Origin of the sequence: Sanguibacter sp. HDW7 (assembly GCF_011300875.1) — a bacterium.
Classification (GTDB): Bacteria; Actinomycetota; Actinomycetes; order Actinomycetales; family Cellulomonadaceae; genus Flavimobilis.
The window spans coordinates 660,723-674,911 of record NZ_CP049862.1 but is presented as its reverse complement, the minus strand read 5'-3'; the positions used below and the strand labels follow the sequence as shown (position 1 = coordinate 674,911).

The window sequence follows — 14,189 nt, the reverse complement described above, 5'->3', positions numbered from 1 at the left end:
GCGGTCACGTCGCAACAGGGCACCGCCGTTCAGCGGTGCTCGACGACCGTGAACCGTGCCTCACCGATCTTCACGTGCGTTCCCTGACGTACGACCACGGGCTCGAGCGGAGCGATCTTCTGGCCGTCGACCTCGACACCGTTCGTCGAGGCGTTGTCGATGATCGAGCACACACCCGCGTCGACCTGAAGGATCGCATGCTGCTTGCTCACGAGGTCGTCCGAGATCGCGACGTCGACCCGTGCCCGACGGCGCCCGACGACCGTGATGGGCTTCTCGAGCCACGTCGTCACGCCCGTCGCCTCGTCACGCAGCCCGAAGAGCACGTACGGCGACGGAGGCAAGGGCTGCCCGGGCGGTCCCGCGTGACGCGGGTCCGCGGGCGGGCCGGCGCTGACGTGCGTGACCGCGGCCGCCCCGTACGGGTACGGCTGGTGCGTGGCAGGAGCCGCTCCCGGCTGCTCGTAGCCGCCGTGGACGGCACCCTGCTGCGCAACCGCACCCGGAGCAACGCCGTGCGCATAACCGTGGACGGGATCGTGTCCGACGAGCTGCGCCGGCACCTCGGGAGACCCGTGGTCCGCATATCCGGGCGGGGGCATCGTGGGCGCCACAGGCTGCGCGACCTGCTCGAGCTCCTTCGCGTCCGCCCGCGCCTTGCGCTGACGGTCGTAGCGGTCCTTGTTCTCCTTGGTGTAGTGCTGCAGGAGGTAGAAGAGCGAGATCTGCTCCTCGTCGTCAGCCGGCTGCACCTTGGCCGCAGCCGCACGAGGCTGTGGCGTCGCCGTCGCGCCGCCCGGCACCTGGAAGACACCCGGCTGGGGGAGCCCGACGGGACGGTCCGGCGCCACCGGGGACGCGACCGGCGCGACGGCACCCGGGGGCACGTGGACACCGGCGACCGGAGCCGGCTCCGCCGCAGCGGCGTGCTGGCGGTGGGCCGCGTCGTTCGTCAGCCTGTTCGCGCGCAGCAGACGCGCAAGACGCGAGAGGTCGTGCGCCTCGGACCCGCCGAGGACGTTGATGAGGTCGCTCACGTACGTCGTGTCGTCGCGCTGGTCGTACCGGAGGTTGAAGATCACCTTCTTGAAGAAGGTCACCGGGTCACCGTGGTCGACCCCGTCGACAGGGACGCAGATCATTGTCACGGTGCGCGAGGCGGCGTCGACGTAGACGTGGTCAGGGTCGTACACGACCGACTCGACCGGGATCATGTGGCGTTCGACCGCGAGGACCGCCTCGACCATGGCATCGAGCATCCACAGGACCTCCTCCTTGCGGAGCTGCTGGTCCATCGTCCGTGCGAGCGGGGTGCCCACGACACCGAACGCGAGCGAGACCCTGTCGTCGAGCTGCGAGCGCGAGACGCGCGCGATGCCAGGGATGACGTTGTGCGAGAGCATCCCCCACGTCGTGCCGTCGATGGAGGCCTCCGGTGCGAGCACCGTCTCGAGTCGACCGCCGCCGCCCGCCTCCGTGTAGTCGAACGTCGTCACTTGAACCTCACAAGCTCGAGCAGCCGCCACCCAGGAGTTTCCTCGACACGAGGGGCCTCGCCCGGGGCGGGGGTGGTGGGAAGAGAAGGGTCCGAGGTCGCGCCGGGATCGGCCGGCGTCCCTGCCGGGTCGCTCGTCGCGTCGGCAGCGGCGGTGCCCGTCGCCGTCGGCGCGGGGGTCGCCGCGCCGTCAGGGCTCGGGGAGGCCGTCGGAGAATCGAGGTCGAGGAGCATCGCGGGCGTGCTCGCGGCGTCCGTGAGCACGAGCGCCGTGCCCTCCGAGCTGAACCGCGTCGCGTCGCGGAACGTCGCCGGGATGACGAGCTTCCCCGCAGAGTCCACATAGCCCCACAGCCCACCGGTGCGCACCGCGGCCAGACCGTTCGCGAACGAGCGAGCGTCCTCGAACGCCGGGGCGACGACCATCGAGCCGTCCGTGCCGACGAAGCCCCAGTCGCCCCCGACCTTGACGGCCGCCGGCCCCGACGCGTCGAAGGGTCGCGCGTCCTCGTACGCACCGTCCCCGACGCGCGAGCCCGCCATGTCGAACATCTGGAACGACTCGCCGACCTTGGCGAAGTAGCGGTCCTGACCGACGAGGATCCGCGACTCGTCGACAGCCACTGCCGCGTAGCCCGATCCGACGACCTTGCCGCCGCGGTCGAGCACCGACCAAGCCCCACCCTGCTTGGCGCCGGCGAGGCCACCGACGAACGTCGTGACCTCCTCGTACACCGTGTCGCCGAACGCTGGACGGAACGCGTCGGTCAGGAAAGTCGCCGTCCCGTCCTTGAGCGTCGCGTCGAAGAGCCCGTCGGCGTAGATGCCGTAGCCCGCGTACCCCGCACGCGTCGCCACGTACGTCGTCTGGCCCTTGTCGTCGACAAATCGGGGCAGCCCCTCGACGACGACGGCGCGCTCACCGTTCCAGTACGGGCTCACGACGTCGAACCGCCCGTCGAGCGTCGTCCCCTTCGCATTCACGTACGCCCACTCCGAGCCGTCGAGGATCGTCGCGACGTCGTACCGGGTGTACGGCGTGATCTCGGGGTACGGCGTGGGAGCGAGCCGGTAGCGATACGCAAGACCTGTTCGTTCAGTCGTCAGTGCCGTCGACACGACCTCGCGCGCCGCCGCAGCCTCGAGCACCGCATATGCCTCGGGCCACTCCTCGGCCTTGGTGTGCGCGGCCACGAGCATCTCGTAGCCCTCGGGACGGTTCGGGTATCCCGCGACGAGCTTCTCGAGCTCGTCGACGTACATGTCCTGCGGGGCGTTGTCGCGCAGGTACACCGCAAGCTCGTTCGCGACCTCGAAGCTCGGCCGGATCGCGAGCGCGGCGCGCATCTGCTCCTGCACCTCGCGGGTCGCACCGATCTCCGCGGCGGCGCGGCCGGCAGCGAGACGGGAGTCGTACTCGCCCGTCAGCGTCGCGTTGCTCCGGGCGAGCGAGAACCAGCCCGCCGCGATGGAGACGCAGAGGACCATGAGGACGAGCACACGATAGGACTTCACTCAGAGAGCTCCCCTGATAGAGACGAGGACGACGGCGAGCGCCGTCCCGAGCGCGATGGACGGGACCATGGCGAACGTATCCTTGCGGGTCTTGCGCTTCGTCGCCATCGCGACGAGCGCGACGAAGAATGACACGAGGAGCGAGGCGAAGATCGACGCGAGCGCGAGCTGGGTCCCGAGGAAGAGTGTCATGACGGCGAACAGCTTGACGTCGCCCATGCCGATGCCGCCCTTGTTGAGCATCCGCACCATGACGAAGAAGAGGACGACGATGCCTGCGGTGATGAGTTCCGCTCGCAGCATGTCGACGAAGACGTCGGGAAGCACGATCGCTTCCCAGACGTAGATGACCGCCCGCACCCCGAGCAGCGCGCCGAGCGCGCGATTCGGCACGACGTGCTCGCGGTGGTCGACGAGAGCGAGCGGCGCGAGCGCCACGAGCATGACCGCCATGCGCACCTGGTACGTGGGGGCGAGGCCGGCCGCCTGCCAGGCGACCGCAGTGCCGCCGACGACGAGGAGCGACACCGGGAGGATCCACCAGTCACCACGCGGGCGAACGAGCACGCCGAGCACGTCGGACCGACCGGCCACCCCACCCCGACGCGCAGCGACGTAGACGAGCCATGCGCACGACATCACCAGTGCGGCCACGGCGAGGGCCGCGACCATGAGACCGTCACTCATCCGTTGCTGCCCCAGACCCCGGTCTCGGCGTGCGCCTTCATGTCCACCTTGATGTCCCAGAAGAAGAGGACGCGCAACGTGTACTCGGCATCGAGGACGACGCGGTCGTCGTCGACCGAGGTGTCCGCCGTGAGGTCGACGCCGCCCGCTCCCCCGACGACGCCCATCGCCGCAAGGCTCGCGTCGGAGCCGGAGAGGTGCTTCGTGAGCAGAGCGCGGGCGCCGGCACGGGCGTCGGAGTTGAACGCCTGGACGAGCGGGTTCTCCGAGCCGGCCGCGTTGAAAGCGTCACCGGAGCCGCCGAGGCCTCGCGAGAAGTCGTCGAGCGCCCCCTTGACCGCCGAGACGTCGCTCCCGATCACCGTCGTCCGCACGTAGCGGTACTGCGAGATCTCCATGGCCGTCTGGTTGAGGGCGACCGTCACCTGCGCCTGCGCGATCGCCCACGACGAGATCGACAGGACGATGAGCATGAACGCGACATAGAGCGGCAGCGCGACCGCCGCCTCGACGATGAGGTACCCCTCCTCGCCACGTCCCAGCCGGTTCGCGGGCGTCCGCCTCACCATCAGAAGCCACCTACCGTCGTGAGCTGCTTTCTGCCGGCCGCACCGTCGAAGAGCTTGCCGCCGGCGTCGTAGCTGAAGAAGGTGCTCACGAGCGGGGTCATCGTGTACTCGGTCGAGACCGTGAACGCGGTGATCGCCTTGTTGAGCTGGAAGTCCTTGTTGCCTGCGTAGCCCATGTTGAACTGGACGAGGTTGCCCGTACGCTTGACGACCCCCTCCTGGTCGATGAACGTCGTGACGATGAGGAAGATCTCAAGGTAGTTCTTGTACGAGAGCTCGGGTCCCTTCGTGCCGTCGCCCTTGCCGCCGCCTCCCGTCCCCGCGCCGCCGCCGCTGCCAGGCCCCTTCGGCCCGTCGTTGTCCCCGCCGCCGCCAGCGCCGTTGTGCGGGCTGTCCGGTAGCACATCCTCGACTAGCCCGCCGAGATCGCTCCCCGGCTCGAGCATCGTCAGCCGTGGTGCGTACAGCGGCAGCTTCGCACCCGCGTGCAGCTTCGTGAGGTCGTCCACCGACTGCAGGACTGCGGCGAGCACCGGCACGACGAACGCCAGAGCGGTTCCGATGAGCGGGATGGCACCGATCGCTGTGCGGATCGCGGTGACGACCGGGTCCCGGAAGGCCGTGATGAGGTTGACCGCCAGCCGGACGATGAAGACGAGCCCGTACGCGCCGACGGCGCTGTTCATGCCGGTGAGGACGTACTCAGCCTCCGTCGCGCAGCTGTCACCCTCGCACAGCGGCTCCTTCGTGAGACGGTCGAGCGAGTCGTTCTCGTGCTCGACCGTCGAGTAGGTGAACTGGCCGACCACGTACTCGCTGATGAGCGCCGCGTCACGGACGTTCTCGAGGACCTGGGTGATCTTCTTGAGGAACTCGATGATCCCGCCGATGGCGTCGTCGCTCGCCGAGCTCAGCGAGTCCTTGTCCGACACGGTGCCGAGGTCCTTGCCCGCGTCAGACTCCGAGAAGGCTCCTTCTCCACCCGGCGCAAGCTCGGGGGAGGCGGTCTGGTTCGCGAGGTCCTCGAAGAGTGCCGTGTACTCCTCCCACTTCTTCGTGAGGACGCTGAAGAACTTCTTGAGAGCCGAGAGCCCGCCCTCGCCGACCTCCTCCTTGAGCAGCCCGCCGAGCACATCCTTCGCGTCGTCGAACGCCTTGCGCACCTGGTCGCGCACGAAGTTCTCGACCTCTTGCTCGATCTCGGTCCGGAGAGCCGTGACAGCCGCGTCGAGGTCCTCCTCGATACCGTCGATGACCGCCTGGATCGCCTCGGGCGACGAGGCGTCGTCAACACCCTCGAGGTAGCTGTCGAGGTAGTCCTTCCCGAAGCTCTTGAGCTTGTCGTAGCTCGTGATGCTCGCGAAGTCCGGCATCTTGGGGGTGAGCGCGTCCGTGAAGTTCGTGATGAAGTCCGACACGCGCTTCTCGAGGTCGTCCATCACCTGGTCCGAGAACCCGGCGATCGCCTCCTCGAGAGCGTCGATGAGCTTCTCGGCGGTCTCGATGTCTGCGCGGGCACCGGCGACGTCCTCGTTGTCGGCGCCGCCGGCGGCGACCGCCTCGTGCGCCCCGATCTTGTCCTCGAGGTCCGTCGTCGCGGACCCCTTGAGGTCCTCGATCGCCTCGACGAGGTCGCTCGGGTCGATGTCCCGCGCGAGGACGACGAACTGCTGCAACCCGCTCTTGAGGTTGGTGTAGGTCGTCACGACCCGGTTGAGGTTCTGCGAGACGGTCTTCTTCTGGTCAGCCGTCACCTCTTCACCTGCCTGCTCCTTGAGGATCAGCTCGAAGGCGCTCCGGTAGATCTCGACGATGTCGGGGTCCCCCGTGAGCAGACTGACCATGGCGTCGATGTCGACGAGCAGGGTGTCGATCTGCTTGAGCGTCGCGTCGACCTGCTTGAGCAGGTCGGTCGCCTCCTCGATGACCTTCGTCACCTTGGAGAGGTACTTGATGCGCGCACGCACCATCTCCATGTTCGTCTTGAGCGTCTTGAGCCACTCGAGGGAGTCCACGAGCTCACCCATGAAGTTGATCGGGGCGCGGTACTTCATGAACTCGACCATCTGGTTCGCAAGGACCTTGGGCTGGGCGAGGTTCGCGTTGGCGACAGGGGTCACGGTCGTCGCGCCGGAGACGCCGACCTGGAGGATGTCACCGCCCTCGCCGCCGCCGTCGAGCGAGGCCCTGACGATCGCATCGGCATCCGCGCTGAGCCCCTCGCTCTCGATGACTGCGAGCAGGCCGAGCATCTTGTTGAGCTGCGCGTCGTGCTGTGCGAGCGTGTCGTTGAGCGCCAGCTGCTCGGCGGACCTCACGACCGATCGGGTGAGGTGACCGCGACCACCGTCGACGAACACCCCGGCGACGACCACCATCGGGACGAGGAGCATCGTGAGGACGACCGTGACGGAGCCGTGCTCTCCGGACTTCGTGCGGAAGCGCATGTCAGCGCCTCTCCCTTCGGTCGTCAGCCTCCGGTGACGAAGGTGACAAAATCGGTGACGGCCTCAGCCAGGTCCTTGATGATGGCGCGCTCTTCCGCAGCGCCAGCGTAGATGTCGTCGACGAAGTCCACGTTGCGGACAAACTCGCCCATCGAGGTCACGGTGCTCACGGACTGCGCCGAGAAGTCGACGCCCATCTTTCCCTCGGGGACGAGGAACGACGCGACCGGGAGCTGGAAGCCGTAGTCGGCCGTGACCGTGTACTCGCCGTAGACGATGCTCGAGGTGTAGTCGACGTCGACCGACCGGAGGTCGGGCGCGAGCCCGAAGAAGCTGGCGCGACCTCCCGCCACCTCGCCGCGGAGCGACGCCTCGTTCGCGGAAGCCTTTGCCCCCGCGTTCGAGTCCGTCCCGCCGTTGGCGATGAACCGGTACGGATCGTTCTCGAGCGAACCGAGGTTGAGGACACCCGTTCCTGCCTCGTTGTCGACCGAGATGTTCTCGATCGCGGAGTTGCCGACCTCGGCCGCGCCCTCGATCGAGTACCGCAGGACGGCGGCCTCGATCCACGACCGTTGGTAGAACATGTCGCCCGCGTAGAGCAGGAGCGCTAGCACCGCGAAGACGACCGGATAGATGAAGGACGCCTCGACGAGAACGAGACCGTTCTCGTCACGCGCCCGTTCAGCGCCACGTCGACCCACGCGCCGGACACCCCGGAGAGCCGTGCGCGGCGCATGACCGCTCAGAGCCGCCCGGAGCGTCCGACGCGCGTCGAAGCTCATCAGCCGACGGAGGTGATGCCGTCGTTGATCTTGCCGAACATCCCCGTGAGCCAGCCCTTGATCTGGGTCTGGAACATCACGATGAGAGCGACCGCGAGGACGATGAGGAGAACCGTCGCGACGATGTTGACCTCGCCCTTCTCGTCACGCAGAGCGCGGACGAGGCGGTTGGCCGCGGAGCGGACGGCGAGCTCGGTCCTGATGAGCGTGGTGGTCATGTTCCTGGTTCCTTCTGTTCGTGCGCCGCCCCCTAAAGGCGCCGCTCCTGTTGCCCCGTCCGAGGACGGCGCGCGACCTAGCGGTCGAGGTCCGTGTAGGCGGGCTGGATCTGGATCGCCCAGTCGACGACCGTGTCATAGGTGCTGAGCGGCATGAGGTTGCGGTTGTAGCCGTTGGACTCGCCGCCGCCGATGGCGAACTGCACCGTCGTCTTCCCCGGGACCTTCGGCTCGTCGACCGAGTTGCCTGCCTTCGTGATGATGTCGCCGTTCGCGTCGAGGCCGAGGAGGTAGACATAGTCGATGTCCGCCGACCACAGTCGCTCGGGCATACCCTCGGTGATCGCCTTGATGTCGAGGTCGGCGCTCATGAGGGTCGCGGCGCCCGAGCCGGTGCGCTCACCGACCTTGAACGTCATGTCGTAGTAGTCGAACGCCGGGCCGCGCTTGATCTGCGCGACCTTCGTCTCGAACTTCTGGGTCGTCGTGGCGTCCTTCGCGTCGGCGCTGAACTTCACGTGCTCGTCGAGGTCGAAGGCCTGCGCGATGAACGACTGGCCCGGCGCCAGCGGGGCGCTCACGCGCTCTGTCGCGGCCTTGGGACCGCCGTCGACCGAGAGCTCGACATCCACCGAGTACCAGCAGGTCTTGTCCGTCGCGTTCGTGAGCTTCACCGGCACGTAGTGGCGCCACGATCGACCAAGGTCGGCAGCCCACTCGTCCTGCGCAGCGGCAGCGTCACCGAACGTGATCTGGATCTCGCTCGCCTCTGCGGTGCCGGCCGTGCACCAGGCCACGTCGTCGCCGCCGGGAGCCGGAGTGGCGCTCGAGCCCGTGGCCGTGGTGCTACCGCCCCCGCCGGTCGTCGGCGTGGGCGTTTCCGCACCTCCCGAGCACGCAGCGAGCAGACCTGCCACGGCGACCGCCGATGCGGCGAGCTTCCAACGATTCACGAACCCACGCTCCAGACTCTGTATGCGACTGGAGCGAGGCTAACCAGGGCCTTAGTACCCCGCAACTGGTAGCGGGTGAAACTCGCGCGCCGGAAGTCATAATCCTGCCAGCGGTCGACACAGGACCTCGCGCTACCTAGCATTCACGCGTCACGTCCCCCAGGTCTCCCGAGGAATCATGCGGATCCAGCTCGCCGTGGTCGATACCGACACGACCTACCTCACCCGTCTCCAGGAGAGGGTCGCCGACACCTATGCCGGGCGGGTCGAGCTTCTCGCGTTCACGTCGCTCCCCAAGGCGCTCTCATCGCTCGCCGAGACCCGCACCCACGTGCTCATCGTCCACGAGTCCATCGAGGTCGACACGGCCGCGCTGCCCCCTCGGGTCGAGCTCGCGCACCTCGTCGACGCACCCGACGTCGAGTCGGTCCGCGGCGTCCGCGCAGTCCCCAAGTACGCCCCGGTCGACGCGTTCTACCGTGCCGTCGTCGAGCTCTACGACGCCGCGTCGTCCACCATGCAGATGCGCACCGGCCGGCCCGGGGCGACGAGCCAGCTCGTCGTCCTCACGTCGCCCGCAGGCGGCGTCGGCACGACCTCCGCGGCGATCGCGCTCGCACGGTCGCTCGCCATGCAGACAAACCCGCAGCGCACGCTCTACCTCTCCCTCGACCCGTGCGAGGACGTGTCCGCACGCTTCGGTCTCGTCGACGCGACCCACGGGACGTTCAGCGACGTCGTCTACGCCGTCAAGCGTCGACGCGGCAACCTCGGCCTCCAGCTCGAGCAGCACGCCTACCAGGACGCTTTCGGGACGTACTTCTTCGCCTCGTCCCCGGTCGCGACCGACGTCCTCGAGCTCGCCGACGACGACATCTCCCTGCTCACCGACCACCTCGCGTCCGGCGCGTTCGACGCCGTCGTCCTCGACGTGCCCTTCGGTCTCGACCTGCGCACGCTGCGGCTCTACGACGCCGCGAGCCGCGTCGTCCTCGTGAGCGACGGCCGACAGTCGTCCAACGACAAGATCGTCCGCGCGCTCAGCGCCCTCGAGGTCGCGGCAGGCCAGCACGAGCTCTCCCTGCTCTCCCACACCGGGCTGCTCTACAACCGCTACGGCACGACCGGCTCCTCCCGCATCGAGAACCTCGCCGTCACCGAGCTCGGCGGCATCAACCGCTTCGAGAGCGCCGCCGACGACCAGATCGTCAACGCCATCTACGCGTCCGGCCACCTCGAGCGCCTCGTCAAGGCGGCCGTCGCGTGACGCCCGAACGCACGGCCGAGGTCACCGAGGCGCTCCGCACCTACATCGTCTCGAACGCAGAGCTCACCCGGCTCGACGACGACGCCCTCGAGCTCCACATCCGCGAGGCGCTCGAGCACCACGTCGTCGGCGAGTACGTCTCAGTGTCCGAGCGCGTGAAGATCGTCCAGCAGGTCTACGGCTCGATCCGCGGCCTCGGCCTCCTCGACTCCCTGCTCTCGGACGAGTCCGTCACCGAGGTCATGGTCAACGGACCCGACGCGATCTTCGTCGAGCGCAACGGCCAGGTGCAGCAGGTCCCCGGAAGCTTCGAGAGCTCCCGCCGCCTCGAGGACATCATCCAGCGCATCGTCGGCACCGCCGGGCGCGAGGTCAACCAGGCGAACCCGATCGTCGACACCCGCCTCCAGGACGGGTCGCGCGTCAACGTCGTCCTCCCGCCCGTCGCGCTCGACGGCCCCACCGTGACGATCCGCAAGTTCTCCCGCGACCCCATGACGATCCGACGGCTCATCAGCTACGGGTCCCTCACCCAGGAAGCGTCGGACTTCCTCTCGACGCTCGTCCGCAGCCGCTACAACGTCTTCATCAGCGGCGGCACCGGCTCGGGCAAGACCACCTTCCTCAACGCCCTGAGCAACTTCATCGGCAGCGACGAGCGCGTCATCACGATCGAGGACTCCGCCGAGCTCCAGATCGACAACGTCGACAACCTCGTCCGCCTCGAGACCCGCAACGCCAACGTCGCCGGGGCCGGCGAGATCTCCATGCGCCAGCTCATCCGCTCCTCCCTGCGTATGCGCCCCGAGCGCATCGTCGTCGGCGAGGTCCGCGGCGCCGAGGCGCTCGACATGCTCCAGGCCATGAACACGGGCCACGACGGGTCGCTCTCGACCGGCCACGCCAACTCCACACGAGACATGCTCAGCCGCCTCGAGACGATGGTCCTCCAGGCATCCGCCACCCTGCCCCTCGAGGCGATCCGCCAGCAGATCGCGTCCGCGCTCGACGTCGTCGTCCACCTCTCCCGCCTGCGCGACCACTCGCGCCGCACCATGGAGATCGCCGAGATCACCGGATACCGCGACGGCCAGATCCAGCTCAACACGCTCTACGAGTTCCGCGAGGACGAGGCATCGACGTTCACCCACGTCTCCGGCACCCTCGTCCGGACCGACAACCCCATGGTCAACACCGACAAGCTGCGCCTGGCCGGGTACCAGGACGAGTTCTGACGAGAAGAGACGCATCGCATGGCACGCAGCACGACGACCGAGCCGCAGTGGCTCTCCTCACCGATCAAGACGAAGGTCTACAACTACCGCGTCTACCACCTCACCGCCGGCGAGAAGCTCAGCTACGCGCTTCTGGCGTTCGCCGTCGGCGGGGCGGTCGGCTACCTCTTCTTCGGCGGCCTCGGGCGTGACGCCGACGGCATGCGGACGATGGCCACCAGCATCGTCGACACGATCGTCGTCGGCGGAACCGGTATCGCCGCCGCCTGGTACTTCCTCAAGCTGCGCGCCGAGCAGATCCGCGCCGCAAAGCTCAAGTCGCTCGAACGGCAGTTCCGCGACATGCTCGAGAGCCTCTCGACGTCGTTGTCCGCCGGCTCGACGATCGTCCGCGCGTTCGACGACGCGCGGACCGACCTTGCGCAGCAGTACGCCGAGGACGCAGTGATCGTCCAGGAGCTCAACACCGTCGTCGCGGGCTTCCACAACAACGTCCGCATCGAGGAGATGATCGTGGACCTCGGCGAACGCTCAGGCAGCGCCGACATCGAGTCGTTCGCAAAGGTCTTCCAGACGGCCTACCTCAAGGGCGCAGACATGAAGGAGGCCGTCCGCAACACGCATCTCGTCCTCTCGGAGAAGATGGCGATGTCCGAGGAGATCGAGACCAGCTTTGTCGCGAGCAAGAACGAGTCGCTCATCATGGTCGGCCTGCCGATCGTCATGGTCGCGATCCTCAAGTCGAGCGGCGGATCCTTCGCCGAGGCGCTCGCCACGCCCGCGGGCGTCGCATGCACGATCGTCGCCGTAGCGCTCTTCGTCGGCGCCTATGCCCTGTCCCGCAAGATCATGTCGATCGAGATGTGAGGCACTGATGTTCACCACCACCCAGATCGTCCTCATGTCCGTCGGCACGCTTCTCCTCGTCGGCTGGATCTACCTGTTCATCGTCAGCCGGAAGCACGCCCCGCTGTTCGAGGGCATCAGCGAGAAGGAGTTCCCCCTGCGGGAGCTCTACCCCATCGGCTACGAGCTGCTCGACCGCGTCGGGTACTCGTTCCGCTCCCGGAACGACATCCAGCTCCGCCAGCTCATGGACGTCCTCTTCACCCGGCAGTACGCCGAGTTCTACATGCGCGCCGTCCGTTCGCAGCAGGTGACCTTCGGCGTCACGCTCCTCGTCCTCTCGTTCGGCCTCTACGGGCTCACGAGCTCGCTCGGCTTCCTCGTCCTCATGCTCATCCTCACCGGCCTCGCCGTCTACTACTACGGCGACCAGGTCAAGACGCGGGTCCGTCGACGCGGCGAGGCGATGTACCGCGACTTCTGCGAGATGGTCTCGTCACTCGCGCTGCTGACGAACGCCGGCATGATCCTCCGCGAGGCCTGGACCCAGACGAGCCTCGGCGGCGACTCCGTCCTCTACGAGGAGATGCAGCTCGCCGTGCGCGAGATGCAGAACGGCACCCCCGACACCGAGGCCATCCAGTCCTTCGGCGCACGGAGCATGCTCCCCGAGATCAAGCGGTTCACGTCGACGCTCGTCCAGTCTGTGCAGCGCGGCGGCTCCGACCTGCCCGCGCTCCTCACCGCGCAGAGCACCGAGAGCTGGCACCTCAAGAAGCAGGCCGTCCAGCGTGAGGGCAACAAGGCAGGGAGCAAGCTCCTGTTCCCCATGATCCTCATGTTCATGGGCATCCTCATCATGCTCGTCGTCCCGATGTTCCTCACGATGGGCGTCTGACAGCCACGGTCCGATACCCGATCTGTCCGGCGCCCTCCAGGCGGCGGGCAGATCGGCCAGCTTCCGACATCACACGCATGGCGCGACCGTCTCTGCCACGATGACGGGCACGACGCCCGACGCCAAGGGACACGACGCCTTGCCCACCACCTGCCCGAGCTGTGCCGCTCCGCTCCGGAACGTGCCCGGCGGGTCGACGCTCGCCTGCCCAGCCTGCGGCACGAGGCTCGAACCAGCCGCTGCGCCCACCGCTCCGGTCGTCCACCACGCGTACGCCGAATGGGCACGCGGAGCGGCCGGACGTACGGCCGCCGAGCTCGGCGCGACGATCCTGCAGTGCCAGGGCTGCCAGGCGACGACCGTGACCACCGAGGTCGCCGGGCGGTGCGCCTTCTGCGCGTCGCCCCTCGTGCCAGTCTCCGCCCCCGAGGGCGTCCTGGCCCCGACCGGCGTCGTCCCCTTCGCTCTCAGCCGCGCCGACGCGCACAGCGCATTCCTCGCATGGCTCCACGCGAAGCAGGTGACCCCCGACAGCGTGGCTGGCGTCAACTCCGCCGAGAGCCTCACGTCCGTCTACGTCCCCTGGTGGACCGTCACTGCACGCGCGACCACCTGGTACGACGGGAAGCGTGGAACCGCGAAGGTCGTCGGGTACAAGGGCGACGACCAGCGCGAGGAGATCCTCTCGTGGTCGTGGGTCGATGCCGCTGGAACGGTGGTACGCGACGTCGCCGGCGCACCGGCCAGCGCCGCAAGCCTCAGCGACGAGGTTCGCAGGCTCGTCGCGGGAAGCGATCTCTCCTCGGCCGTCCCGTACCGGCCGGAGCTCGTCACCGGCCATGCCGTCCGCCGGTACGACGTCGAGCCGCAGGTCGCCGTGGACGCCACGACGCGCGTCGCGGCACGCGCCATCGCGCAGGACATCAAGCACGCCATCGGGGGTGATGCGGCCGACATCACCACCCAGCGCACAAGCTGGACCGACGTACGCCTCGCGCTCGTCCTCACCCCCGTCTGGATGCTGACGTTCGTCCACGAGGGCGAGACGTGGAACGTCGCGGTCGACGGCCGCACGGGAGCGGTCGACGGCCGGTTCCCGCTCGACAAGGTCAAGGTCGCCAAGGCTTTCACGAGCTGCTTCGCGCAGCTCGTCCTCACCGGCGCCGTCGTGGCCGCCGCGATGTGGGCGTGGATCAAGTTCTTCTGACCCGGCCGAGCATCGACGACCTCCCGAGGACGCACCGCGGGAACTCGCACGGCGCGTGCACCGCAAC

13 protein-coding genes are annotated in these 14,189 nt (G+C 68.0%); 5 read left to right on the top strand and 8 right to left on the bottom strand.

Annotated features, from left to right (window positions below; translation table 11 throughout):
* Positions 1-29: 29 nt before the first annotated feature.
* From G7063_RS03105 to G7063_RS03070, 8 genes are all read right to left on the bottom strand, one after another.
* Positions 30-1,496: an FHA domain-containing protein gene (locus G7063_RS03105; protein ID WP_166413070.1), complete on the bottom strand. Its 1,467-nt coding sequence runs from the start codon at positions 1,494-1,496 to the stop codon at positions 30-32.
* Complete coding sequence (locus G7063_RS03100) at positions 1,493-3,010, bottom strand: WG repeat-containing protein (RefSeq protein WP_166413068.1); 1,518 nt, start codon at positions 3,008-3,010, stop codon at positions 1,493-1,495. The genes G7063_RS03105 and G7063_RS03100 overlap by 4 nt, the downstream gene beginning before the upstream one ends.
* Positions 3,011-3,697, bottom strand: a complete 687-nt coding sequence (locus G7063_RS03095) for an A24 family peptidase (RefSeq protein ID WP_166413066.1) — start codon at positions 3,695-3,697, stop codon at positions 3,011-3,013. It lies immediately after the preceding gene.
* Complete coding sequence (locus G7063_RS03090; RefSeq protein ID WP_166413064.1) at positions 3,694-4,266, bottom strand: hypothetical protein; 573 nt, start codon at positions 4,264-4,266, stop codon at positions 3,694-3,696. The genes G7063_RS03095 and G7063_RS03090 overlap by 4 nt, the downstream gene beginning before the upstream one ends.
* Complete coding sequence (locus G7063_RS03085; protein WP_166413062.1) at positions 4,266-6,713, bottom strand: DUF5702 domain-containing protein; 2,448 nt, start codon at positions 6,711-6,713, stop codon at positions 4,266-4,268. The genes G7063_RS03090 and G7063_RS03085 overlap by 1 nt, the downstream gene beginning before the upstream one ends.
* A 23-nt stretch (positions 6,714-6,736) precedes the next feature.
* Entirely contained in the window at positions 6,737-7,498 is a 762-nt protein-coding gene (locus G7063_RS03080) for a hypothetical protein (protein ID WP_166413059.1), read from the bottom strand.
* A complete protein-coding gene (locus tag G7063_RS03075; RefSeq protein WP_166413057.1) occupies positions 7,498-7,716 on the bottom strand; it encodes a Flp1 family type IVb pilin in 219 nt (72 codons plus the stop codon). The genes G7063_RS03080 and G7063_RS03075 overlap by 1 nt, the downstream gene beginning before the upstream one ends.
* A gap of 77 nt (positions 7,717-7,793) precedes the next feature.
* Positions 7,794-8,513 (bottom strand): hypothetical protein, encoded by a 720-nt coding sequence (locus G7063_RS03070; protein WP_166413056.1) that lies wholly within the window; start codon positions 8,511-8,513, stop codon positions 7,794-7,796.
* Between the two features lie 334 nt (positions 8,514-8,847).
* Between G7063_RS03070 and G7063_RS03065 the strand changes: the two genes are divergently transcribed.
* From G7063_RS03065 to G7063_RS03045, 5 genes are all read left to right on the top strand, one after another.
* Positions 8,848-9,936, top strand: coding sequence for a hypothetical protein (locus G7063_RS03065; protein WP_166413053.1), 1,089 nt, complete (start codon positions 8,848-8,850; stop codon positions 9,934-9,936).
* Entirely contained in the window at positions 9,933-11,171 is a 1,239-nt protein-coding gene (locus G7063_RS03060) for a CpaF family protein (RefSeq protein WP_166413051.1), read from the top strand. The genes G7063_RS03065 and G7063_RS03060 overlap by 4 nt, the downstream gene beginning before the upstream one ends.
* 18 nt (positions 11,172-11,189) lie before the next feature.
* The gene (locus G7063_RS03055; RefSeq protein WP_166413049.1) at positions 11,190-12,038 is read left to right on the top strand and encodes a type II secretion system F family protein; all 849 of its coding nucleotides are present in this window, start codon (positions 11,190-11,192) and stop codon (positions 12,036-12,038) included.
* A gap of 7 nt (positions 12,039-12,045) precedes the next feature.
* Positions 12,046-12,915: a type II secretion system F family protein gene (locus tag G7063_RS03050; RefSeq protein ID WP_166413048.1), complete on the top strand. Its 870-nt coding sequence runs from the start codon at positions 12,046-12,048 to the stop codon at positions 12,913-12,915.
* A gap of 181 nt (positions 12,916-13,096) precedes the next feature.
* Positions 13,097-14,122: a hypothetical protein gene (locus G7063_RS03045; RefSeq protein WP_166413046.1), complete on the top strand. Its 1,026-nt coding sequence runs from the start codon at positions 13,097-13,099 to the stop codon at positions 14,120-14,122.
* The last annotated feature ends 67 nt before the right edge of the window (positions 14,123-14,189 follow it).

Excerpts from the sequence above, each read along its gene's own strand:
- G7063_RS03095 (WP_166413066.1), bottom strand. The coding sequence starts at position 3,697 with ATGAGTGACGGTCTCATGGTCGCGGCCCTCGCCGTGGCCGCACTGGTG.
- G7063_RS03055 (WP_166413049.1), top strand. The coding sequence starts at position 11,190 with ATGGCACGCAGCACGACGACCGAGCCGCAGTGGCTCTCCTCACCGATC.
- G7063_RS03075 (WP_166413057.1), bottom strand. The coding sequence starts at position 7,716 with ATGACCACCACGCTCATCAGGACCGAGCTCGCCGTCCGCTCCGCGGCC.
- G7063_RS03080 (WP_166413059.1), bottom strand. The coding sequence starts at position 7,498 with ATGAGCTTCGACGCGCGTCGGACGCTCCGGGCGGCTCTGAGCGGTCAT.
- G7063_RS03085 (WP_166413062.1), bottom strand. The coding sequence starts at position 6,713 with ATGCGCTTCCGCACGAAGTCCGGAGAGCACGGCTCCGTCACGGTCGTC.
- G7063_RS03090 (WP_166413064.1), bottom strand. The coding sequence starts at position 4,266 with ATGGTGAGGCGGACGCCCGCGAACCGGCTGGGACGTGGCGAGGAGGGG.
- G7063_RS03050 (WP_166413048.1), top strand. The coding sequence starts at position 12,046 with ATGTTCACCACCACCCAGATCGTCCTCATGTCCGTCGGCACGCTTCTC.
- G7063_RS03065 (WP_166413053.1), top strand. The coding sequence starts at position 8,848 with ATGCGGATCCAGCTCGCCGTGGTCGATACCGACACGACCTACCTCACC.